This is a genomic window from Rugamonas rubra (genome assembly GCF_900114705.1).
In the GTDB taxonomy this organism is placed as follows: domain Bacteria; phylum Pseudomonadota; class Gammaproteobacteria; order Burkholderiales; family Burkholderiaceae_D; genus Rugamonas; species Rugamonas rubra.
In genome coordinates this window covers 279,875-301,451 of the sequence record NZ_FOTW01000007.1, presented here as the reverse complement: position 1 = coordinate 301,451, position 21,577 = coordinate 279,875, and the positions used below count along the sequence as shown (strand labels likewise).

Below are 21,577 nucleotides of genomic sequence, written 5' to 3'. Positions count from 1 at the left end.
ACATCTCATCCTGTGGATATGCAGGCAGTTGTCCACAGACGAAAGGCTAAAAAATGGCTTTTCAGTGCCAGTTTGACATGTTGCAGACCGTTTTTGCTGTTTAGGACGTTCAGAGTTGTGCTTTGGCGAACAAAACGACGTTTCTACACAGGCGCAGTTGGAGCTTGCCGTTTGTCGTTTTTGAGTAGGGGAGTAAACGAAAATTTTTTTTCGAACCGCCTTCGGCGTGTTCTTTAGTTGTTTACTAAAGCTTTTATACAAAAATAGTAGTAGTAGTAAACGCGCGTTTTTCTGTGGATAACCCTGTTAACAGCTTAAAAATCATCCGTTTACGACAAAGATAAGCGCTCGGACAAGCGCTGTACCAGTTCAGGAGTAAATCTGTATAAAATGTCGCCCTTTGGACAATTTTGTCCTTACTCACAAGTCGTCCTGTGGATATCCAGCGACTTATCCACAGGGGCATACTGGTTTTTGATGCTTTTCTCCAGTTCCAGCCCCGAAATCGGCTTGGAGAACAGGTAACCCTGGCCAAAATCACAGCCAACCGACTGCAAAGCCTGCATTTGCTGCGGCGTTTCGATGCCTTCGGCGATCACCTGGATGCCCAGTTTGTGCGCCATGGCGATAATTGCCCCGCATAAGGTGATGCCGTCGGTGCCTTCCGCCAGATTCGAGACAAAACTCGGGTCGATCTTGATGTAGTCGATGTCGTAACGCTTCAAAAACGCCACCGAGCAGTAACCGGTGCCGAAATCGTCCAAGGACACCTGCATATTGGCGGCGCGGAAGGCCTTGAACTTGTCGGCGATGGCGCTGGCCGGGTCGAGCAGTAGGTCTTCCGTCACTTCGATGATGATGTTGTGGGCCTGCAAATCCAGTTCGGCCAGAAAATCCAGCCATTCCTGGTAGTTGCTGCCGTCGTCGCGGAACTGCCAGGCCGACTTGTTCACGCAGATCTGGAATTCCGGCAGGGCCATCTGCTGCAGCCGCTTGGCCTCGCGCGCCGCCTGGCGGAACACCCAGTCGCCGATGCCGACAATGGCGCCGGTGTGTTCGGCGATGGCGATGAATTCATGCGGGCTCATCAATCCGCGCTGGGGATGTTGCCAGCGCACCAAGGCCTCCGCCTTGCAGATACGGCCGCTGGCCAGCTCGATGATCGGCTGGAACACGATGCGCAATTCCTCGCGCTCGACCGCCTCGCGCATTTCGTTGCCCAAGGCCATGCGCACCCGCGTCGCCTCCTGCATGAAGGGGGCGAAGTAGTTGTAACGGTTGCGGCCCTGCTGCTTGGCGGCGTACATCGCCTGGTCGGCGTTTTTCATCAAGGTTTCGGCGGTGTCGCCGTCGTCGGGGTAGAGCGTGATGCCGATGCTCGACGAGATGTGCGCGATATCGTCGTTCAGCGAGAACGGCGCCGCCATCTTTTTCAAGATTTCCTGGGCGATGCGCGCCACGTCGCTGGAATTGTGCAGCTCGCTGAGGATCACGGTGAACTCGTCGCCGCCCAGCCTGGCCACGATGTCGGTGCCGCGCACGCACTGGCCCAGTCGTTCCGCCACTTGTTTGAGCAACATGTCGCCCTTGTCGTGGCCCAGGGTGTCGTTGATCTCCTTGAAATGGTCGAGATCGATGAACACCAGCGCCATGGGCAGGTGCGAGCGGTCGGTTTTCTTCATTTCCAGCCGCAAATGCTCGTGGAACATGCGGCGGTTCGGCAAGCCGGTCAGCGCGTCGAAGTTGGCCTGCTTCCAGATCAACTCCTCCGAGGCCTTTTTCTTCGTGATGTCGGTGAACAGCGCGACCATGCGGAACACCTGGCCCTGCTCGTCGAACACGGTGTTGAAGCGCAGCGACACCAGATAGTGCTCGCCGTTCTTGTGCTGGTGCCAGATTTCGCCGGCCCAGTGGCCGGTGCGGCCAACCGCCTGGCGCACTTGGGTGAAAAAGCTCAAATCCTGCTTGCCGGAGGTCAATTCATAGGCGCGCCGGCCCAGCACCTCCCGCTCGGCGTAGCCGCTGATCTGCGAAAACGCCGGATTGACCGACAGGATGCGGCCCTCGGCGTCGGTCACCAGCATGCCCTCGGCGCTGTTTTGGTACATCAGCGCCGCCAACTTGGTCGATTCCTCATTCTTTTTGCGCTCGGTGATGTCCTCCACCATCAAAAACAGGCCACTCACCGTGCCGTCCGGCTGCACATCGGGCACGTAGCTGACGCCGTCCCAACGTTCGCCGGCGGGACCGCTGACCAGCCGTTCGAAATAGACGAATTTTCCGCCCAATACATCGTGCAAATGCTGTTCGGCCTGCTTAAAGATGGCCGGACTGACCACGTCGACCACTTTGCGGCCGGGACCGCTTTGGTAGGGGATCTCGAACACCGTGTCGAACTTGCGGTTGGTGAATTCGTAGCGCAAATCCTTGTCGATGTAGGCGATCATCACCGGCAGGTTGTCGGCGACTAGGCGCAGGCGCTGCTCGCTGACCGACAATTTTTGCTCGGTGTCGCGGCTCGAGGCGTACAGCAGCCGGTAGCGCAATTCGCGCTCCTCCAGTTTGGCGTAGGAGCGCAGGGCGAAATGGCCGCCGGCCAGCATCAGCAGGAGCAACAGCAGCACACCAGCGCCAGCGAACAGCACGTTGTTGTCGAAGACGCGCTTGGATTCCTCGTCGGAACTGCCGACCACGACGATCAAGGGCAGGCCGTCGAGCACGCGAAAGCTGAAAATACGCGATTGACCGTCGATCGAGCTGACCGTTTGATAGGTGCCGTGCTTGCCTTTCGCGACGTTTTGAAACAAGGCGGTGCGGCTCAGGTCGAAATTGAACGATTCCTCGAAATTCGGCGCCCGGGCGATGACTTTGCCGTTGCTGTGCACCAGGCTGATCGACACGTCCGGGCTGAAGCGGGACTTTTCGAATACCTTGCCGAAATATATGACATTCAAGGGCGCGACGATCACGCCCAGCAACTGGCCGTTCGCGTCCTCGACACGACGACTGAGGAAAAACAGCCGTTCCTTGCTGACCTTGCCAATCGCCGGGCCACCGACGAACAAGCCGGGGGAACCGCCCGGCTTGATATGCGCTTGGAAATAGTCGCGGTCGGCGTAGTTCGTGCCGGCCACCGACAGCTTGTTCGACGAGGCAACGCCCTGGCCTTTGGCGTCGATGAAACTGAGCCAAAAATCGCGGCTGAAACTGGAACTGCGCGGCGACAACAGTGTCGCCATGGCGTGCGGCGAACTGCTTTGCTCGAGCGGCAGCATCTTGATGGCGTTCGAATATCCCTGCAGAGATAAATCGACGAATTGGATGGTGTTGAGCACATGGGCTTCCATGGCCTGGACAAAATTCTGGGTTTGCTGGCGCGCCGCGTGGTCGCGTTCGACATTGGAGGCGCGCAATTGCAGGCTGACCACGGCAATGGTCAACAAAGCCATCAACAACAGTCCGGCACAAAGCCGGCGGCGGAAGCGGAGATACGCCTTGGAGCGGGGGAAATGCTTCAGCGAAAAATAGTGCGGGACGCTCATCGTTGAGCCATCCGGCGATAAACATGCAAAACGAGAGTCGCTATTGCGACGAGCGGAACTCGTCGACAGGCAAGGCGTCGAGGCTTGCACGGGATAGGCAAATTGGCTCCGTTTTTGGGCTTGCTAGGCGATTTCAGTATAGGGGCAAGCTTTGTGGGCGAAAAACGTTTTCTGCTCTAGGGCAAGGAATTTGCCTTGCCTGTGGTTTTGCCGTCGGTTGGGGTGGGGTTTTGGGGTTTCGGTTCCTTTCGCGTTGGCTTTGGTTTACTGTAAAGATATAGATATAAAAATAGTAGTAGTTGTTAACGTAGACACCTTTCTGTGGATAAGTCCTGATTTTGAATTAGAATCAAGCGTTTGCGAGATGCATAAGCGGGCGCGTAAACGCTGTATGAGCTGGGAACTGTTTTGGGATAAAAAAACGTGACCCAAAAAAAATTTTGTTTACTCACATTCGGTGCCTGTGGATATCCATAGAGTTATCCACAGATGAAATGCCATTTTTTGCTTAAATTGAAGGCAAAAACCGGCCGATCACGCAGTTTTCGGAGGGTAATTGATGGTTTTACGAACACTTTTTCCACACCCAATCATTCAAGGCCCGACCGCCGGCGGACAGAACACACCGGCCCAAATCGCCGCCGTCTCCAACGCCGGCGCGCTCGGATCGCTGGCTTGTTCGCTGCTTACGCCGGATGCCATGCGCAGCCAGGTCGAGCAGATCCGCAGCCTGACGGCACGGCCTTTCGCGCTGAACTTCTTCGTCCAAACCATCCCACAAGTCGATCCCGCCGAGTTGGAACAGGCGCGCCTACTGCTGCGCCCGGTGCTCGACGTGCTGGGTTGGGACGAACTGCCGCTGCCGGCCAAATGGTGCGAGGAATTCTCCGCCCAGTTTGAAACACTGCTCGAGTTGCGTCCCGCCGTGGCCAGTTTCACCTTCAACATCCTCGGCGCCGAGCAAGTCGCGCGCCTGCGCGCGGCCGGCATCGTCGTCGTCGGCACCATCACCACGGTGGCCGAGGCGCTGGCCTGGCAGGAGGTCGGCGCCGACGCCGTGATCGCCTCCGGCGTCGAATCGGGCGGCCATCGCGGCACCTTCCTCGGCCGCCAGGAGGACGCCACCTTGTCCAGCTTCGACTTGCTGGCGGCGGTGGTGGCGGCGGTCAACATTCCCGTGGTGTCCGCCGGCGGCATCATGGACGGCGCCGACATCAAGCGGGCGCTGGACCTGGGCGCCGTCGCGGTGCAGATGGGCACGGCCTTCCTGGTGGTCGACGAGTCCGCCATCACGCCGGCCTACAAGGCGCGCCTGCTGGCGCCCGACCGGCCGGCGACCCGCTTGACGCGCAGTTTTTCCGGCCGCTACGCGCGCGGGCTGGAGAACCGTTTCATGAGCCTGATGGCGCCCGTCGAGGCGCAGGTGCCGGCCTATCCGATCCAGAACGCGCTGACCGGCGCCATCCGCGCCGAGGCCGGCAAGCGCGGCGACACCGAATTGATGTCGCTGTGGTGCGGCACCGGCGTGGCGCGGGCGCGGCCGATGCCGGCCGCGCGGCTGGTGGCGACCCTGTTGGCGGAAATCGCTGCGGCTTGAGCACCGGTACCGGACGGCGGCGAGGCGACTTGCCTTCCGCGCCGGCCACGGAGCTTGGTCGCCATGGCCGCCGCACGTCCGTCGCATAATTGTTGAGTTCGCCTTAGGCAGCGCAGACTGCCAACGCGTATTTCCTTGGAGGAGAGGTCTTGGAATCAGCTGGACAGTACGACTACATCATTGTTGGGGCCGGTACGGCGGGCTGCGTGCTGGCCAACCGGCTCAGCCGCGACAAGCACGCCAACGTCTTGCTGATCGAGGCGGGCGGCAAGGACGACTATGTGTGGATCCACATCCCGGTCGGCTATCTGCACTGCATCGACAACCCGCGCACCGACTGGCGTTTCCGCACCGAGGCCGATGCCGGCCTGGGCGGGCGCAGCCTGCTTTATCCGCGCGGCAAGGTGTTGGGCGGCAGCTCGTCGATCAACGGCATGATCTACATGCGCGGCCAGGCCGGCGACTACGACCAATGGGCCGAGCTGTGCGGCGACGCCAGCTGGCGCTGGGACCAGGTGCTGCCCTTGTTCAAGCTGAGCGAGGACCACCACGGCGGCGCCGGCGCCGAACACGGTGCCGGCGGCGAATGGCGTGTGGAAAAACAACGTTTGTCGTGGAAAATTCTCGACGCCTTCCGCGACGCCGCCGCCGAAACGGGCATCGCCAGGATCGACGATTTCAACCGTGGCGACAACGCCGGCTGCGCCTATTTCGAGGTCAACCAGAAACGCGGCATCCGCTGGAACACCGCCAAGGCCTTCCTCAAGCCGGCCTCGGCCCGGCCCAACCTGACCATCATGACCGGCTGCCACGTCGAAAAGCTGCTGATCGAGCGGGGCGGGCAGGGCGCCGTTTGCCGTGGCGTGGTGTTCAGCGGCGGCGGCACCACCTACCGCGCCGAGGCCGTCCGCGAAACCTTGCTGACGGCCGGCGCGGTCGGCTCGCCGCAGATTTTGCAGCTGTCCGGCGTCGGCCCGGCGGCCTTGCTGCATGAGCACGGCATCGCGCCATTGGCCGAGCTGGACGGCGTCGGCGCCAACCTGCAGGACCATTTGCAACTGCGCATGGTGTTCAAGGTGAGCGGCGCCAAGACCCTCAACACCATGGCCGGCAACTGGTACGGCAAAATGAAAATCGGCCTCGAATACGCGCTGCGGCAAAGCGGGCCCATGTCGATGGCGCCGTCGCAGCTGGGCGCCTTCGCCCGCTCCGACCCGGGCCAGGCCACACCCAACCTGCAATACCACGTGCAGCCGCTGTCGCTGGAGAAGTTCGGCGAGCCGCTGCACGCCTTTCCCGCCTTCACCGCCAGCGTCTGCAACCTGCGGCCGAGCTCGCGCGGCCATGTGCGCATCGCCTCGGCCGATTCCTACGCCGCGCCGAAGATCTCGCCGATGTACCTGAGCACGGCCGAGGACCGCCGCGTCGCCGCCGCCGCGCTGGCCCTGACCCGCCGCATCGTTGCCGCGCCGGCCCTGCAACGCTACGCGCCCGAGGAGTTCAAGCCGGGCCCGGCCTACCAGAGCGAGGAGGAGCTGAGCCAGGCGGCGGCGGCCATCGGCACCACCATCTTCCACCCGGTCGGCACCTGCCGCATGGGCCGCGCCGGCGATCCGGGCGCCGTGGTCGACAGCCAGTTGCGCGTGCTCGGCGTGGCCGGCCTGCGCGTGGTGGACGCCTCGGTGATGCCGACCATCACTTCCGGCAACACCAATTCGCCGACGATTATGATCGCGGAGAAGGCCGCGCAAATGGTTCATTCATCATGGAAATGACATTATTGAAATGTCGTAATTTCTACAATGAATGACGTTTCGATGATAGGCATAGATCAAAAGATCATGGTAGTTATACTGTATTGTTAGCCAAAATATTAGTGTGTATTATCTGAAAAAAATTTGATAGTTTGCAAAGAATAACTAGGAGACACGATGTCCAGCGTTATCTTGGAAACAAGAAATTTGACCAAGGAGTTCAAGGGCTTCACCGCCGTTAACGGGGTCAATCTACAGGTTCAGCGCGGCCACATCCACGCGCTGATCGGCCCCAATGGCGCCGGCAAGACCACTTGCTTCAACCTTCTCACCAAGTTCCTGGTGCCCACCTCGGGCCAGATCCTATTCAACGGCAACGACATCACGGCGGCCAAACCGGCCCAGATCGCCCGCATGGGGGTGATCCGCTCGTTCCAGATCTCCGCCGTGTTTCCCCACCTGACGGTGTTGCAGAATGTGCGCATCGGCCTGCAACGCCAGCTCGGCACCAGCTTCAATTTCTGGCAGAGCGAGCGTTCCCTGTCGCAGCTCAACGAGCGCGCCATGCAGCTGTTGGCCGAGGTCGACCTGACCGAGTTCGCCGACACCGTCACCGTCGACATGCCCTACGGCCGCAAGCGCGCGCTGGAGATCGCCACCACCCTGGCGATGGAGCCCGAGCTGATGCTGCTCGACGAGCCGACCCAGGGCATGGGCCACGAGGACGTGCACCGCGTCACCGAGCTGATCAAGAAGGTCTCGGCCGGCCGCACCATCCTGATGGTCGAGCACAACATGAAGGTGGTGTCCGGCATCTGCGACAAGATCTCCGTCCTGCAGCGCGGCGCCATGTTGGCCGAGGGCAGCTACGCCGAGGTCTCCAGCAACGCCCTGGTGATGGAAGCCTACATGGGCAGCGAAGCGGCGGTATTGGAAGGGGCGCACTGATGACGAACGCACTGGAAATTTCCAAGCTGCACACCTGGTACGGCGAATCGCATATCCTGCACGACGTCAACCTGACGGTGAAGCAGGGCGAGGTGGTCACCCTGCTGGGCCGCAACGGCGCCGGCCGCACCACCACCCTGCGCGCCATCATGGGCCTGACCGGCGCCCGCAAGGGTTCGATCAAGGTCAACGGCGTCGAGGCGATCGGCCTGCCGACCCACCAGATCGCCCACCTCGGCATCGGCTACTGCCCGGAGGAGCGCGGCATCTTCTCCTCGCTGTCGACCGAGGAGAACCTGCTGCTGCCGCCGCAGCTGGCCACCGGCGAGAAGGGCATGTCGGTCGAGGAGATCTACGCCATGTTCCCCAACCTGGAGGAGCGCAAGCACAGCCAGGGCACCCGCCTGTCCGGCGGCGAGCAGCAGATGCTGGCGGTGGCGCGCATTCTGCGCACCGGCGCCCGCCTGCTGCTGCTCGACGAGATCTCCGAGGGTCTGGCGCCGGTCATCGTGCAGGGCCTGGCGCGCATGATCACCACGCTCAAGTCGAAGGGCTACACCATCGTCATGGTCGAGCAGAACTTCCGCTTCGCCGCGCCGCTGGCCGACCGCTTCTACGTGATGGAGCACGGCCAGATCGTCGAGACCTTTATCGCTTCCGAATTGAACGCCAAGATGCCGCTCCTCACCGAGCTGCTGGGCGTGTAGCACCGCTTGTACCGGCAGGACGCAGCTTCGCAGCACCGTTTCAATATCAACAAAACCAATCCACAAACGGAGACAATATGAAAATCAAAGCTATCGCCATCGCCGCCGGCGCCCTGTGCGCCATGGGTCTGTCCGGCGCCGCCTCGGCCCAGGTGTCGGGCGACACCATCAAGATCGGCTTCATCACCGACATGTCCGGCCTGTACTCGGACATCGACGGCCAGGGCGGCGCCGAGGCGATCAAGATGGCGATCGCCGACGCCGGCGTGGTCATCGCCGGCAAAAAGGTCGAGTTCATCTCCGCCGACCACCAGAACAAGGCCGACATCGCCGCCTCCAAGGCGCGCGAATGGTTCGACCAGCAGGGCGTCGACCTGCTGATCGGCGGCACCAACTCCGGCGCCAACCTGGCCATGGCCAAGTTGGCTGCGGAGAAGAAAAAGGTCTTCATCTCGATCGGCGCCGGCTCGGCCCGCCTGACCAACGAGGAATGCACCCCCTACACCGTGCACTACGCCTACGACACGGTGGCGCTGGCGCGCGGCACCGGCGGCGCCATCGTCAAGCAGGGTGGCAAGAACTGGTACTTCATGACCGCCGACTACGCCTTCGGCCAGTCGCTGGAAAAAGACACGGCCGAGGTCGTCAAATCGGCCGGCGGCAAAGTGCTCGGCAGCGTCAAGCATCCGCTGTCGGCCTCCGACTTCTCCTCCTTCCTGTTGCAGGCGCAGTCGTCGAACGCGCAGATCCTCGGCCTGGCCAACGCCGGCGGCGACGCCATCAACTCGATCAAGGCGGCCAACGAGTTCGGCATCACCAAGAAGATGAAGCTGGCCGGCCTGCTGATGTTCATCAACGACGTCCACTCGCTGGGCCTGAACCTGACCCAGGGCATGTACCTGACCGACGGCTGGTACTGGGACCAGAACGCCGACTCCCGCGCCTGGTCCAAGCGCTACTTCGAGAAGATGAAGAAGGAGCCGTCGATGCTGCAGGCGGCCGACTACTCGGCGGCGTCGACCTACCTGAAGGCGGTCAAGGCGGTCGGCGGCGACGATTCGGACAAGGTGATGGCCCACCTGAAGGCGAACAAGATCAACGACATGTTCGCCAAGGGCGGCGTGATCCGTCCGGACGGCCGCATGGTGCACGACATGTACCTGATGGAAGTGAAGAAGCCGTCGGAATCGAAATACCCTTGGGACTACTACAAGGTGGCCGCCGTGGTGCCGGGCGACCAGGCCTACGTGACCAAGGCGGAGAGCAAGTGCGCGCTGTGGAAGTAAGCCGGCCTTGAAGTAGGGCGGGGCGGCGCAGTCGGCCGCCCGCCCGGTCGGTCCGGCCCGCGCCGGCGCGACCGCACCACCGCGCGTCCGCGCGCCGCCGCCCGCCGCCCCTTGTTCGAGGGCAGGGCGCGGCGCCGCGGCCGCCATTTCCCGTCCATCCTTCGCCGCTGCCACGGTGATTTTTTATATTGTGAAGCCATGGAAATCTTCGGCGTTCCCTTGCAAGCGATGATGAGCCAGCTGCTGCTGGGCCTCGTCAACGGTTCCTTCTACGCGATGTTGTCGCTCGGCCTGGCGGTCATCTTCGGCCTGCTCAACGTCATCAACTTCTCCCACGGCGCCATGTACATGATGGGCGCCTTCGTCGCCTGGATGGGCCTGGCCTACTTCAACCTGAACTACTGGGTCATGCTGGTGCTGGCGCCGCTGGTGGTGGGCGCGCTCGGCGTGCTGATCGAAAAGACCATGCTGCGCTGGCTCTACAAGCTGGACCACCTGTACGGCCTGCTGCTGACCTTCGGCATCACCCTGCTCACCGAGGGCGTGTTCCGCTCCTTCTACGGCGTCTCCGGCCAACCGTTCTCGACGCCCGAACTGCTCAGCGGCTCGACCGACCTCGGCTTCATGATGCTGCCGAACTACCGCGCCTGGGTGGTGGTGGCCTCGCTGGTGGTCTGCCTGGCCACCTGGTTCGTCATCGAGAAGACCAAGCTCGGCTCCTACCTGCGCGCCGGCACCGAGAACCCCAAGCTGGTCGAAGCCTTCGGCGTCAATGTGCCGCTGATGGTCACCCTGACCTATGGCTTCGGCGTCGCTTTGGCGGGCTTTGCCGGGGTGCTGGCGGCCCCGATCATCCAGGTGACACCCCTGATGGGCTCGAACCTGATCATCGTCGTGTTCGCCGTTGTGGTGATCGGTGGCATGGGGTCGATCATGGGCTCCATCCTCACCGGCCTCGGCCTGGGCGTCATCGAGGGCATGACCCGCGTGTTCTATCCCGAGGGCTCGGCCGTGGTGGTGTTCGTGGTGATGGTCATCGTGCTGCTGTTGCGTCCCGCCGGCCTGTTCGGCAAAGAAAAATAGGAGCTCGTCCATGAATAAGAATGTTGGCTACGCGATCGCCCTGGCGCTGGCCCTGGCGGCGCCCTTCTACGGCTACCCGGTGTTCCTGATGAAGCTGCTGTGCTTCGCCCTGTTCGCCTGCGCCTTCAACCTGCTGATCGGCTTCACCGGCCTGCTGTCGTTCGGCCACGCCGCCTTCTTCGGCAGCGCCGGTTATGTCGCCGGCAACATGCTCAAGTCGCACGGCTGGCCCTTCGAGCTGGGCCTGCTGGCCGGCGTCGTCGCCGCCGCGCTGATCGGCCTGGTGATGGGCGCGCTGGCGATCCGCCGCCAGGGCATCTACTTCTCCATGATCACCCTGGCGCTGGCCCAGGTGGTGTCCTACTTCGCGCTGCGCGCCGGCGAGCTGACCGGCGGCGAGGACGGCCTGCAGGGCGTTCCACGTGGAAAACTGCTCGGCGTCGTCGACCTGGCCAACGACACCGTGCTGTACTACGTCGTGCTGGCCATCGCCGTGGCCGGCTTCATGTTGATCGTGCGCACCGTGCATTCGCCCTTCGGCCAGGTGCTCAAGGCGATCAAGGAGAACGAGCCGCGCGCCATCTCGCTGGGCTACGACGTCGACCGCTACAAGCTGATGGCCTTCGTGCTGTCGGCCGCGCTGGCCGGCCTGGCCGGCGCCACCAAGACCGTGGTGCTGGGCTTCGAGACCTTGACCGACGTGCACTGGACCATGTCCGGCCTGGTGATCCTGATGACCCTGGTGGGCGGCATGGGCACCCTGGCCGGCCCGATCCTCGGCGCGGTGATCATCATCGCGCTGGAGAACAAGCTGGGCGACCTGGGCACCTTCATCGCCACCCACACCGGCATCGAATGGTTCAACACGCTGGGCGAGGCGGTCAGCATGGTGACCGGGCTGATCTTCATCGCCTGCGTGCTGTTGTTCCGGCGCGGCATCATCGGCGAGGTGGTTGCCCGCTTCGCCAGCAAAGCCGGCAGCAAGCCGGCGTAGTTTGCGGCAGCGCCGGGCCTTCTGTCCGGCGTTTTCATTTTCAACATGCTTTGTCAGTCGTCCCCGCCCGGCCGCGCGCCGGGGTGGGACCGCCACGTCCGCCGCCCCGGCGGAGCGCGGGCAGACGGGAGGTCGAGGCCGGCAAGGCGCCGGGCGCAATGTGGCGGCAGCTGTTTCGATGCACCTATTTTTGAACCACGGAAAGAGGATGACATGAAGAATAAGACTAGCAGTAAGAGCAATCAGGGCAAACGCGGCACCATGGTCCGCAGCGCGCGCCACACTCTGGCGCTGGCCGGCGCCGGGCTGGCGCTGGCCTCCTGCGGCGGCGGCAAAACCATCCCGGAAGAACTGAACACGCTGCCCACCTATCTCGGCGCGATCAGCAGCACCAACTACGACGGCGCCAGCGACGACCTGCTGACCGCCGGCCTGGGCAAGACCGGCCTGGCCGCCGCCGCCGCGCCGGCCTACGCCGATCCGCTCAAGCCGACCGCCGCCGAGCTGCGCCGCAACGCCATCTACGCCAACTACCGGGCCGTGCTCGACATCGCCGCCAACAGCGGCTACGGCACGCTGTACGGCCCCAACGTCGACGCCAAGGGCAACGCCGGCAGCGGCGAGGGCAAGATCGCCGGCAGCGAATACCTGGCCTACAGCGACGACGGCAGCGGCAACCAGAACGTCACGCTGATGGTGCAGGTGCCGGCAGGCTTCGACCCGGCCAACCCCTGCATCGTCACCGGCACCTCAAGCGGCTCGCGCGGCATCTACGGCGCCATCGGCAGCTCCGGCGAATGGGGCCTGAAGAACAACTGCGCCGTCGCCTACGCCGACAAGGGCAGCGGCATCGGCCTGTACACCTTCGACGACGACAGCGTCAACCTGCAAAACGGCGTGCGCGCCAGCCGCACGGCGGCCGGCAAGAACGCCATCTTCGCGCCGGTGCTGACGGACGCCCAGCGCGTCGCGATGAACAATATGCCCGGGCGCCTCGCCTTCAAGCACGCCCACTCGCAGCAGAACCCGGAGAAGGACTGGGGCAAGAACACCCTGCAGGCGGTCGAGTTCGCCTACTACGTGCTCAACGAGAAATACGGCACCCTGGCCAGCGACGGCAAGAGCCACATCGTGCGCTTCAAGCCGGCCAACACCATCACCATCGCCTCGAGCATCTCCAACGGCGGCGGCTCGGCGCTGCTGGCCGCCGAGCAGGACAGCAAGGGCCTGATCAGCGGCGTCGCCGTGACCGAGCCGCAGATCCAGCCCAAGAGCGCCAGCGGCTACACGGTGCGCCAGGGCGGCGCGCCGGTCGGCGCCCAGGGCAAGCTGTTGTACGACTACTTCACCTATGCCGCGCTGTACCAGCCCTGTATCGCCTCGAGCGCCGCCAACCCCGGCCGCTGCGCCTCGCTGGCGGCCAAGGGACTGCTGAGCGGCGCCGACCTGCCGGCGCGCCAGGCCGACGCCAAGGCGCGCCTGCGCGCCTTCGGCTGGCAGCCGGAAAGCGAGCCCTTGCAGGCCGCCCACGCCGGCACCAACATCCTGGTGGCGGTGACCTACGCCAACGCCTACGGCAAGTTCTCCGTGGCCGACAAGGTCTGCGGCTTCGGCTTCGGCACCACCGACGCCAGCGGCCAGATGATCACCATGCCGGCGGCCACCAAGGCCAACAGCTTCGCCACGCAGAACGGCATCCCCGGCGGTGTGGTCTACGACAACTCGATCATGGATTTTGGTCTCTACGTGCCGGTCGGCTACGCCTTCGGCCGTTCGCCCAGCACCTTCGAGGATGACCAGTCGCTCGACGGCTTCCTCTGCCTGCGCTCGCTGGCCACCGGTGTCGACACGATTACCGGCGCCCCGCTCAGCGGCGAGCTGGCGACGCAGAGCGCGCGTGTGCGCGCCGGCATGGCCGAGGTGGCCGCCAGCGGCAATCTGCGCGGCAAGCCGGCGATCATCGTGCATGGCCGCAGCGACACGCTGATCGTCATCAACCACGCCTCGCGCGCCTATCTGGGCCTGAACGCGCTGGCCGAGGGCGCGGCCAGCAAGCTGCGCTACATCGAGGTCACCAACGGCAACCACTTCGACTCCTTCACCAGCGCCGTGCCGAGCTTGATCATTCCGCTGCACGTGTACCTGAACCGCGCCCTCGACGCCCTTTACGCCAACCTGAAGAACCCGACCGGCTCGCCGTTGCCGCCGTCGCAGGTGGTGCGCACGGTGACGCGGGCCGACGCGACGACGCCGATCACCGTCGCCAACGTGCCGGCGATCGCCACGGCGCCGACGCCGGCCAACGCGATCGTGGTCAGCGGCACCACGGTGGACGTGCCTAACTAGCGCTTACTGTCTGAGCAATATTGCCGTCGCTGGAGCAGGGCGGTGGTGCAGAAGGTTCTTCCCGGTAATCCGTGAAGAACCTTTTTTTTGCCCCGCACCCCGCTACGCCTCGGGGTCTGACCCCACGGGGTCAGACCCCTTGGTTTGTGGGGTAAGGCCGGCGTCCCGATACGCCGGGCTACAGCGCGGCGGCGTAGATGGCGCGGGCGTCGGCGCGCCTCACCTCGCGCGGGTTGTTGCCCAGCAGGCGGGTTTGCAGCATGGCGTCGTCGGCCAGCCGGTCCAGGTCCGCCTCTTTGATGCCGACCTGCTGCAGCGTGCGCTCGATGCCGGTCAGGATGGCGATTTGTTGCATCGCAACAGCCAGCGCCTCGGCCCTGGCCTCGACGCTGCCGCTGGCCTGCGGCACCACGATGGCGGCCAGCTCGGCGTACAGCGGCGCCGCCGCCGGCGCGTTGAAGCGCAGCACGTGCGGCAGCACCAGCGAGTTCGATAGGCCATGTGGCACGTGGAACACGCCGCCGATCGGATAGGCCAGCGCGTGCACCGCCGCCACCGGCGCGTTGGCGAAGGCCTGGCCGGCCAGCATGGCGCCGAGCAGCATGGCCTGGCGCGCCGCCAGGTCGGCGCCGTTCTCGCAGACGCGCAGCAGGTTGGCCGACAGCAGGCCCAGCGCCTGGCGCGCCAGCATGTCCGACAGCGGGTTCTTCTTGTGCCGGCTGGTGTAGGCCTCGATGGCGTGCACCATGGCGTCGATGCCGGTGGCGGCGCTGACGCGGGCCGGCAGGCCCAGCGTCAGCTCGGCGTCGAGGATGGCCAGGTCGGCATACAACTGCGGCGCCACCACGCCCATCTTGCTGGTGGCGCCGGTGGTGACGATGGCGATGTTGGTCACCTCGGAACCGGTGCCGGCGGTGGTGGGGATCTGCACCAGCGGCAGGCGGCCGTTGCCGCCGTTGTTGCGAACATTGCCGCAGACCTTGCCAATACCGTAGATGTCGGCCAGCTGCTGGCCGCCGCCGGCCAGCACGGCGATCAGCTTGGCGACGTCCATCGAGCTGCCGCCGCCGAGGCCGATGACGATGTCGGCCTCGTGCCGGCGCGCCGCCGCCACCGCCTCCAGCACCACGTGCTCGGGCGGATCGGCCACCACCTCGGTGTACAGATGCACCTGGATGCCGGCGGCGATCAGGCTGTCGCGCGGCCCCTCGACCAGGCCGGTGGCGAGGAAGCCGGGGTCGGTCACCAGCAGCGCCTGGCGCGCGGTGGGGAAGTGCTGCCGCACGTACTCGCCCAGCCGGCGCGCCGCGCCGGCCTCCGAAACGATGTGGGCGACGGTGCTGAAGGCGAAGGCTGGCGAGCTGGTCATGGCTGGGTCCGCGTTGGTGGTTTGACTGGTGGATCGCGTGAATGTTCCACGTGAAGCTTACACCAAGCGCCGGCCTTATGCGCAATCGGCATGGCTTGCACGGGCAGGGCGCTTGGATTCTTTCGTACAATGTTAGCCTTGTTTCCTTTTGTTAAGGCTGGTGCGGTATGGTGGATTATCTGGTGTTGGGCGTGGCCGCCTTCGGCGCGGGTCTGGTCGACGCGGTGGTGGGGGGAGGGGGATTGATCCAGATCCCGGCCTTGTTCTCGGTGTTCCCCAACATGGCGCCGGCCACCCTGATCGGCACCAACAAGCTGGCCAGCATCTTCGGCACCGGCGTGGCGGCGGTCAGCTACGCGCGCCGCGTGCGCATCGCCTGGTCGACCGCCGCGCCGGCCGCCGTTGCCGCGCTGGTGTTCGCCTTCCTCGGCGCCTTCGTCGTCACCCGCGTCTCGCCCGACTTCATGCGCGCCCTGCTGCCGGTGGTGCTGGTCGCCGTGGCCGTCTACACCTTCGCCAAGAAGGACTTCGGCAGCGTCCACGCGCCCATGCACAGCGGCCGGCGCGAGCAGATGCTGGCGCTGCTGATCGGTTCGGCCATCGGCTTCTACGACGGCTTCTTCGGCCCGGGCACCGGCAGCTTCCTGGTGTTCCTGTTCGTCCGCGTGTTCGGCTTCGACTTCCTCGGCGCCTCGGCGGTGGCCAAGGTCGTCAACGTCGCCTGCAACTTCTCCGCGCTGGTCTGGTTCGGCTACAGCGGCCACCTGGTCTGGCAGCTGGGCCTGACCATGGCGATCTGTCAGATCGCCGGCTCGGTGATCGGCTCGCGCCTGGCGATCAAGCACGGCAGCGGCTTCGTGCGCAAACTGTTCCTGCTGGTGGTGTCGATCCTGATCGTCAAGACAGGCTACGACGCCTGGATGCGCTGGTAGATGCGCTGGTAGAACCCCGGGACGCGCGCCACTGTTTCACGTGGAACAAAGCGGTCGCTAGGGCAGGGCGCCGGGTCAAACCGGCGCCCTTTTTCATCCCCGATCAATGTTCCACGTGGAACAGCGGGCGGCGCGCAAGGGCCCTTGCTGGTGAAAATTTGAGCAGAAAAAAGTCGCGGCAGCAAAAAGACTCTATAATCTGACCTTAATCCCTTCGCATTTACCAATCCCATCATGCTATTTCCTACTGAATTCGACGTTATCGTTGTCGGCGGCGGTCACGCCGGCACCGAGGCGGCCCTCGCTTCTGCCCGCATGGGCCAGAAGACTCTGTTGCTGACGCATAACATAGAGACCCTGGGCCAGATGTCGTGCAACCCCTCCATCGGCGGTATCGGCAAAGGCCACTTGGTCAAGGAAGTCGACGCCATGGGCGGCGCCATGGCGATCGCCACCGACGAGTCCGGCATCCAGTTCCGCATCCTCAACTCGTCCAAGGGGCCGGCCGTGCGCGCCACCCGCGCCCAGGCCGACCGCATCCTGTACAAGCAGGCCATCCGCTCGCGGCTGGAGAACCAGCCCAACTTGTGGCTGTTCCAGCAGGCCGTCGACGACCTGATGGTGGAGGGCGACCGCGTGGTCGGCGCCGTCACCCAGATCGGCGTCAAGTTCCTCGCCCGCGCCGTCGTGCTGACGGCCGGCACCTTCCTCGACGGGAAGATCCACGTCGGCCTGAACAACTACTCGGCCGGCCGCGCCGGCGACCCGCCGGCCATCTCGCTGTCGGCCCGCCTGAAGGAACTCAAGCTGCCGCAGGGCCGCCTGAAGACCGGCACGCCGCCGCGCATCGACGGCCGCAGCATCGACTTCTCGCAAATGAGCGAACAGCCGGGCGACCTCGATCCGGTGCCGGTGTTCTCCGTCATGGGCAACGCCGCCATGCACCCGCGGCAAATGCCGTGCTGGGTCACCCACACCAACACGCAGACCCACGACATCATCCGCGCCGGCCTCGACCGCAGCCCGATGTACACCGGCGTCATCGAGGGTGTCGGCCCGCGCTACTGCCCGTCGATCGAAGACAAGATCCACCGCTTCGCCTCCAAGGAATCGCACCAGATCTTCCTCGAACCTGAGGGCCTGACGACCAACGAGTTCTATCCAAACGGCATCTCCACCAGCCTGCCCTTCGACGTGCAGATCGCCCTGGTGCGCTCGATGAAGGGGATGGAAAACGCCCACATCCTGCGTCCCGGCTACGCCATCGAATACGACTATTTCGACCCGCGCGGCCTGAAGGCCTCGCTGGAAACCAAGGCCGTGCAGGGCTTGTACTTCGCCGGCCAGATCAACGGCACCACCGGCTACGAAGAGGCGGCGGCGCAGGGCATGCTGGCCGGCCTCAACGCCGCGCTGCAAACCTCCGGCCGCGAGGCCTGGACGCCGGCCCGCTCCGAGGCCTACCTCGGCGTGCTGGTCGACGACCTGGTCACCCAGGGCGTGCAGGAGCCGTACCGCATGTTCACCAGCCGCGCCGAGTACCGCCTCAGCCTGCGCGAGGACAACGCCGACATGCGCCTGACCGAGATCGGCCGCCAGCTCGGCTGCGTCGGCGACGCCCAGTGGGCAGCCTTCGAAACCAAGCGCGAAGCGGTCGAACTGGAGCTGCAACGCCTGCGTTCCACGTGGGTCAATCCGCGCATTCTGGCGGCCGCCGAATCGGAGCGCGTGATCGGCCAGGCGATCGAACGCGAGTACTCGCTGGCCGATCTGTTGCGCCGTCCGAACGTCGAATACGAGACCCTGATGAGCATGTGCGGCATCGACGGCCAGGTGCTCGGCGGTCCCGGCGTGGCCGATATCGCGGTGCAGGAACAGGTCGAAATCCAGCTGAAATACGCCGGCTACATCGACCGCCAGACCAAGGAAGTGGAGCGCCACGAGCACTACGAGAACCTCAAACTGCCCGAAGGTTTCAACTATCTGGACATCACCGCGCTGTCGGTCGAGGTGCGCCAGAAGCTGCACGCGCAGCGTCCGGAAACCCTGGGCCAGGCCTCGCGCATTTCCGGCGTGACCCCGGCGGCGATCTCGCTGCTGTTGGTGCACCTGAAAAAAGTCGGCTTCGGCGGGTTCTTGAATCAAAAGGATGAGGTTGTTCAATGAAGCAGTTTGACCGGGCCACGTTGGCGCAAGTACTGAAAAATGGCATCAAAGAGTTGCAACTGGAATTGAGCGAGGCGCAGGAAGAGCAGTTGCTGGACTACCTGGCGCTGCTGTTCAAGTGGAATTCGGTGTACAACCTGACCTCGCTGCGCGACCCGATGCAGATGGTGACCCACCACCTGCTCGACTCGCTGGCGGCGGTGCCGGCCTTCAAGGGCGCGACGAATGTGCTCGACGTGGGCGCCGGTGGCGGCCTGCCGGGCATGGTGTTGGCGATCGCCCGGCCGGATATGAAAGTGTCGATGATCGACACGGTGCACAAGAAGACCGCGTTTTTGACCCAGGTGAAGGCCGAACTGGGCCTGGCCAACGCCACGGTGTACACCATGCGGGTCGAGCAGTTGCAGGTCAAGCAGCAGTTCGACGTGATCACCTCGCGCGCCTTCGCCGACCTGTCCGACTTCGTCAACTGGTCGGGCCATCTGCTGGCCGAGGGCGGTCAATTCATCGCCTTGAAAGGGGTGGCGCCGCCGGACGAGCGCGAGCGACTGCCGAGCGACTGGAAAGTGGTGGATTTACAGCCTTTACGGGTGCCCGGGCTGGATGCCGAGCGCCACCTGGTTTTCATCAAGAAGAATTTGAAAACTGACTAAACAATATAAACGGTATAAATTGTTTATTCAGTATAAATTGTATAAATCGTTTATACCGTATTAATAGTATAAATAATATTAATCGTATCGTCGGAACGGCCGCAACGGCCGCCGCGCAGATACCGCACTTTTCACAACAAGAACATACATGGCCAAAATTTTTTGTGTAGCAAATCAAAAGGGCGGCGTGGGCAAGACCACCACCAGTGTCAACCTGGCCGCCGGACTGGCCAAACTGAACCAGCGCGTGCTGCTGGTGGACCTGGACCCGCAGGGCAACGCCACCATGGGCGCCGGCATCAACAAGGCCGGCCTGAAGGCGTCGACCTATGAGGTGATGCTGGGCGAGAGCGATGTCGCCACGGCGCGCCAGCGTTCCGAGGCCGGCCGCTTCGACGTGCTGCCCTCGAACCGCGAGCTGGCCGGCGCAGAAGTCGAGATGGTCGCGCTGGACAACCGCGAGCGCCGCTTGAAGGATGCGCTGGCCCTGGTCGACGGCGAGTACGACTTCATCCTGATCGACTGCCCGCCGGCCTTGTCGATGCTGACCTTGAACGGCCTGTGCGCCGCGCACGGCGTGATCATCCCGATGCAGTGCGAGTACTATGCGCTGGAGGGTTTGTCCGACCTGGTCAACACCATCAAGAAGGTGCATGCCAACCTGAACCCGGACCTGAAGATCATCGGCCTGCTGCGGGTGATGTTCGATCCGCGCATGACGTTGTCGCAGCAGGTCTCGGCCCAGCTCGAGCAGCACTTCGGCGACAAGGTGTTCAACACCATCATCCCGCGCAATGTGCGGCTGGCCGAGGCGCCGTCCTACGGCCTGCCCGGCGTCACCTTCGACCCCTCGTCGAAGGGCGCCCAGGCCTACATCGCCTTCGGCGCGGAGATGGTCGAGCGCATCAAGAAGATGTGAGCGGCGCCGCCCGACACCCAAATACTGCAACACTGACGCAACACTTAGGACAGCATGGCAACCAAAAAACTTAAAGGCCTGGGTCGCGGCCTCGACGCGCTGCTCGGCGGCGACGGCGACCTGAACAATCCGGCGCTCGGCACCCCGTCCGAACTGCCGGTGTCGCAGATGCAGGCCGGCAAATACCAGCCGCGCACCCGCATGGACGAGGGCGGCCTGCAGGAGCTGGCCGCCTCGATCAAAACCCAGGGCATCATGCAACCGATCCTGGTGCGCCCGATCGGCAGCGACACGCTGACCGGCGCCGTCAAGTACGAGATCATCGCCGGCGAGCGCCGCTTCCGCGCCGCCCAGTTGGCCGGCCTGGACAAGCTGCCGGTGCTGGTGCGCGACGTCGACGACCAGGCCGCCGCCGCCATGGCGCTGATCGAGAACATCCAGCGCGAGGACCTCAACCCGCTGGAGGAGGCGCAGGGCATCCACCGCCTGATCACCGACTTCAGCTTCACCCACGAGCAGGCCGCCAACGCGGTGGGCCGTTCGCGCAGCGCCGTCTCCAACCTGTTGCGCCTGATGAACCTGGCCGGCGCGGTGCAAACCATGCTGATGGCCGGCGACATCGACATGGGCCACGCCCGCGCCTTGTTGGCGGTCGACGCCGCCAGCCAGATCAACCTGGCCAACACCGTCGTCGCCAAGCGCCTGTCGGTGCGCGAGACGGAAAAGCTGGTGCAGCGGACCATGGAGGAGCTGAACAATCCAGTTTCCGCAAAGCAAAAGGAAAAGTCGGGCGACATCGTCCGCCTGGAGGAGGAGTTGTCCGACGCGCTGGCCACGCCGGTGGTGTTCAAGATGGGCAGCAAGGGCCGTGGTCAAATGATCATCGACTTCGCCGACCTCGACATCCTCGACGGCGTGCTGGCCCGCCTGCGCGCCTGAGGCAAGCGGGCAGCGACCGACTTCGGTCGCCGCCCGGCCACCCCGTGTTGACAGAGCGTCAACACCACCTCAAGCCGAAGGGCTTGTCATTCCGGCAAGCCCCGATCCCCGCCGCCACCCGGCCTTGCCATCCTGGCAAACCGTGCGATATAACCACAGATGATAAGTCTCGGCCCGCCGACAGCCCCGCGTAAGTAATACTGCGTATCATTACGGCACGTCTGAAGCACACTTGTCGGAAAATCCACCCTGCCACAAAATGGTGCAAGTATTAGGGATTGGGCTCTAAAAGCGTGTCATTCGTGCAGCATTTGCTCTGCTGCAGTGCAGCAATGTTTGACT

General features: G+C 63.9%; 15 protein-coding genes. 13 read left to right on the top strand and 2 right to left on the bottom strand.

The window, feature by feature from the left end:
• Positions 1–416: 416 nt before the first annotated feature.
• Positions 417–3,449, bottom strand: coding sequence for an EAL domain-containing protein (locus BM252_RS07685; protein WP_174900451.1), 3,033 nt, complete (start codon positions 3,447–3,449; stop codon positions 417–419).
• Positions 3,450–4,101: 652 nt separating this feature from the next.
• Between BM252_RS07685 and BM252_RS07680 the strand changes: the two genes are divergently transcribed.
• From BM252_RS07680 to BM252_RS07645, 8 genes are all read left to right on the top strand, one after another.
• A complete protein-coding gene (locus tag BM252_RS07680; RefSeq protein WP_093385956.1) occupies positions 4,102–5,139 on the top strand; it encodes an NAD(P)H-dependent flavin oxidoreductase in 1,038 nt (345 codons plus the stop codon).
• A gap of 149 nt (positions 5,140–5,288) precedes the next feature.
• Entirely contained in the window at positions 5,289–6,914 is a 1,626-nt protein-coding gene (locus BM252_RS07675) for a GMC family oxidoreductase (RefSeq protein ID WP_093385830.1), read from the top strand.
• 156 nt (positions 6,915–7,070) lie between these two features.
• Positions 7,071–7,841, top strand: a complete 771-nt coding sequence (locus BM252_RS07670; RefSeq protein ID WP_093385827.1) for an ABC transporter ATP-binding protein — start codon at positions 7,071–7,073, stop codon at positions 7,839–7,841.
• Positions 7,841–8,548, top strand: coding sequence for an ABC transporter ATP-binding protein (locus BM252_RS07665; protein WP_093385825.1), 708 nt, complete (start codon positions 7,841–7,843; stop codon positions 8,546–8,548). The genes BM252_RS07670 and BM252_RS07665 overlap by 1 nt, the downstream gene beginning before the upstream one ends.
• 77 nt (positions 8,549–8,625) lie before the next feature.
• Positions 8,626–9,834, top strand: coding sequence for an ABC transporter substrate-binding protein (locus tag BM252_RS07660; protein WP_093385822.1), 1,209 nt, complete (start codon positions 8,626–8,628; stop codon positions 9,832–9,834).
• A gap of 198 nt (positions 9,835–10,032) precedes the next feature.
• Positions 10,033–10,917 carry a branched-chain amino acid ABC transporter permease gene (locus tag BM252_RS07655; RefSeq protein WP_093385820.1) on the top strand — a complete coding sequence of 295 codons (885 nt, stop codon included), beginning with the start codon at positions 10,033–10,035 and terminating at the stop codon, positions 10,915–10,917.
• 10 nt (positions 10,918–10,927) lie between these two features.
• Positions 10,928–11,911, top strand: coding sequence for a branched-chain amino acid ABC transporter permease (locus tag BM252_RS07650; protein ID WP_093385817.1), 984 nt, complete (start codon positions 10,928–10,930; stop codon positions 11,909–11,911).
• Between the two features lie 213 nt (positions 11,912–12,124).
• The gene (locus tag BM252_RS07645) at positions 12,125–14,257 is read left to right on the top strand and encodes a D-(-)-3-hydroxybutyrate oligomer hydrolase (protein ID WP_245774145.1); all 2,133 of its coding nucleotides are present in this window, start codon (positions 12,125–12,127) and stop codon (positions 14,255–14,257) included.
• 178 nt (positions 14,258–14,435) lie between these two features.
• Here the strand turns inward: BM252_RS07645 and BM252_RS07640 are convergent, their stop codons facing one another.
• The gene (locus tag BM252_RS07640; RefSeq protein WP_093385813.1) at positions 14,436–15,626 is read right to left on the bottom strand and encodes an iron-containing alcohol dehydrogenase; all 1,191 of its coding nucleotides are present in this window, start codon (positions 15,624–15,626) and stop codon (positions 14,436–14,438) included.
• A gap of 167 nt (positions 15,627–15,793) precedes the next feature.
• Here BM252_RS07640 and BM252_RS07635 point away from each other — a divergent pair, with 167 nt between their 5' ends.
• The 5 genes from BM252_RS07635 to BM252_RS07615 all read left to right on the top strand — a co-directional run bounded on the left by BM252_RS07635 (position 15,794) and on the right by BM252_RS07615 (position 21,235).
• Positions 15,794–16,558, top strand: coding sequence for a sulfite exporter TauE/SafE family protein (locus BM252_RS07635; protein ID WP_093385811.1), 765 nt, complete (start codon positions 15,794–15,796; stop codon positions 16,556–16,558).
• A 234-nt stretch (positions 16,559–16,792) separates the two neighbouring features.
• Positions 16,793–18,724: a tRNA uridine-5-carboxymethylaminomethyl(34) synthesis enzyme MnmG gene (mnmG, locus tag BM252_RS07630; RefSeq protein WP_093385808.1), complete on the top strand. Its 1,932-nt coding sequence runs from the start codon at positions 16,793–16,795 to the stop codon at positions 18,722–18,724.
• Complete coding sequence (gene rsmG, locus BM252_RS07625; RefSeq protein WP_093385806.1) at positions 18,721–19,377, top strand: 16S rRNA (guanine(527)-N(7))-methyltransferase RsmG; 657 nt, start codon at positions 18,721–18,723, stop codon at positions 19,375–19,377. Before mnmG ends, rsmG begins: the two co-directional genes overlap by 4 nt.
• A gap of 148 nt (positions 19,378–19,525) precedes the next feature.
• On the top strand, positions 19,526–20,296 hold the full coding sequence (locus tag BM252_RS07620; RefSeq protein ID WP_093385803.1) for a ParA family protein: 771 nt from the start codon (positions 19,526–19,528) through the stop codon (positions 20,294–20,296).
• Positions 20,297–20,350: 54 nt separating this feature from the next.
• A complete protein-coding gene (locus BM252_RS07615; protein WP_093385801.1) occupies positions 20,351–21,235 on the top strand; it encodes a ParB/RepB/Spo0J family partition protein in 885 nt (294 codons plus the stop codon).
• The last annotated feature ends 342 nt before the right edge of the window (positions 21,236–21,577 follow it).

Excerpts from the sequence above, each read along its gene's own strand:
- rsmG (WP_093385806.1), top strand. The coding sequence starts at position 18,721 with ATGAAGCAGTTTGACCGGGCCACGTTGGCGCAAGTACTGAAAAATGGC.
- BM252_RS07685 (WP_174900451.1), bottom strand. The coding sequence starts at position 3,449 with ATGGCTTTGTTGACCATTGCCGTGGTCAGCCTGCAATTGCGCGCCTCC.
- BM252_RS07665 (WP_093385825.1), top strand. The coding sequence starts at position 7,841 with ATGACGAACGCACTGGAAATTTCCAAGCTGCACACCTGGTACGGCGAA.
- BM252_RS07640 (WP_093385813.1), bottom strand. The coding sequence starts at position 15,626 with ATGACCAGCTCGCCAGCCTTCGCCTTCAGCACCGTCGCCCACATCGTT.
- BM252_RS07650 (WP_093385817.1), top strand. The coding sequence starts at position 10,928 with ATGAATAAGAATGTTGGCTACGCGATCGCCCTGGCGCTGGCCCTGGCG.
- BM252_RS07635 (WP_093385811.1), top strand. The coding sequence starts at position 15,794 with ATGGTGGATTATCTGGTGTTGGGCGTGGCCGCCTTCGGCGCGGGTCTG.
- mnmG (WP_093385808.1), top strand. The coding sequence starts at position 16,793 with ATGCTATTTCCTACTGAATTCGACGTTATCGTTGTCGGCGGCGGTCAC.
- BM252_RS07655 (WP_093385820.1), top strand. The coding sequence starts at position 10,033 with ATGGAAATCTTCGGCGTTCCCTTGCAAGCGATGATGAGCCAGCTGCTG.
- BM252_RS07670 (WP_093385827.1), top strand. The coding sequence starts at position 7,071 with ATGTCCAGCGTTATCTTGGAAACAAGAAATTTGACCAAGGAGTTCAAG.
- BM252_RS07620 (WP_093385803.1), top strand. The coding sequence starts at position 19,526 with ATGGCCAAAATTTTTTGTGTAGCAAATCAAAAGGGCGGCGTGGGCAAG.
- BM252_RS07660 (WP_093385822.1), top strand. The coding sequence starts at position 8,626 with ATGAAAATCAAAGCTATCGCCATCGCCGCCGGCGCCCTGTGCGCCATG.
- BM252_RS07615 (WP_093385801.1), top strand. The coding sequence starts at position 20,351 with ATGGCAACCAAAAAACTTAAAGGCCTGGGTCGCGGCCTCGACGCGCTG.
- BM252_RS07680 (WP_093385956.1), top strand. The coding sequence starts at position 4,102 with ATGGTTTTACGAACACTTTTTCCACACCCAATCATTCAAGGCCCGACC.
- BM252_RS07645 (WP_245774145.1), top strand. The coding sequence starts at position 12,125 with ATGAAGAATAAGACTAGCAGTAAGAGCAATCAGGGCAAACGCGGCACC.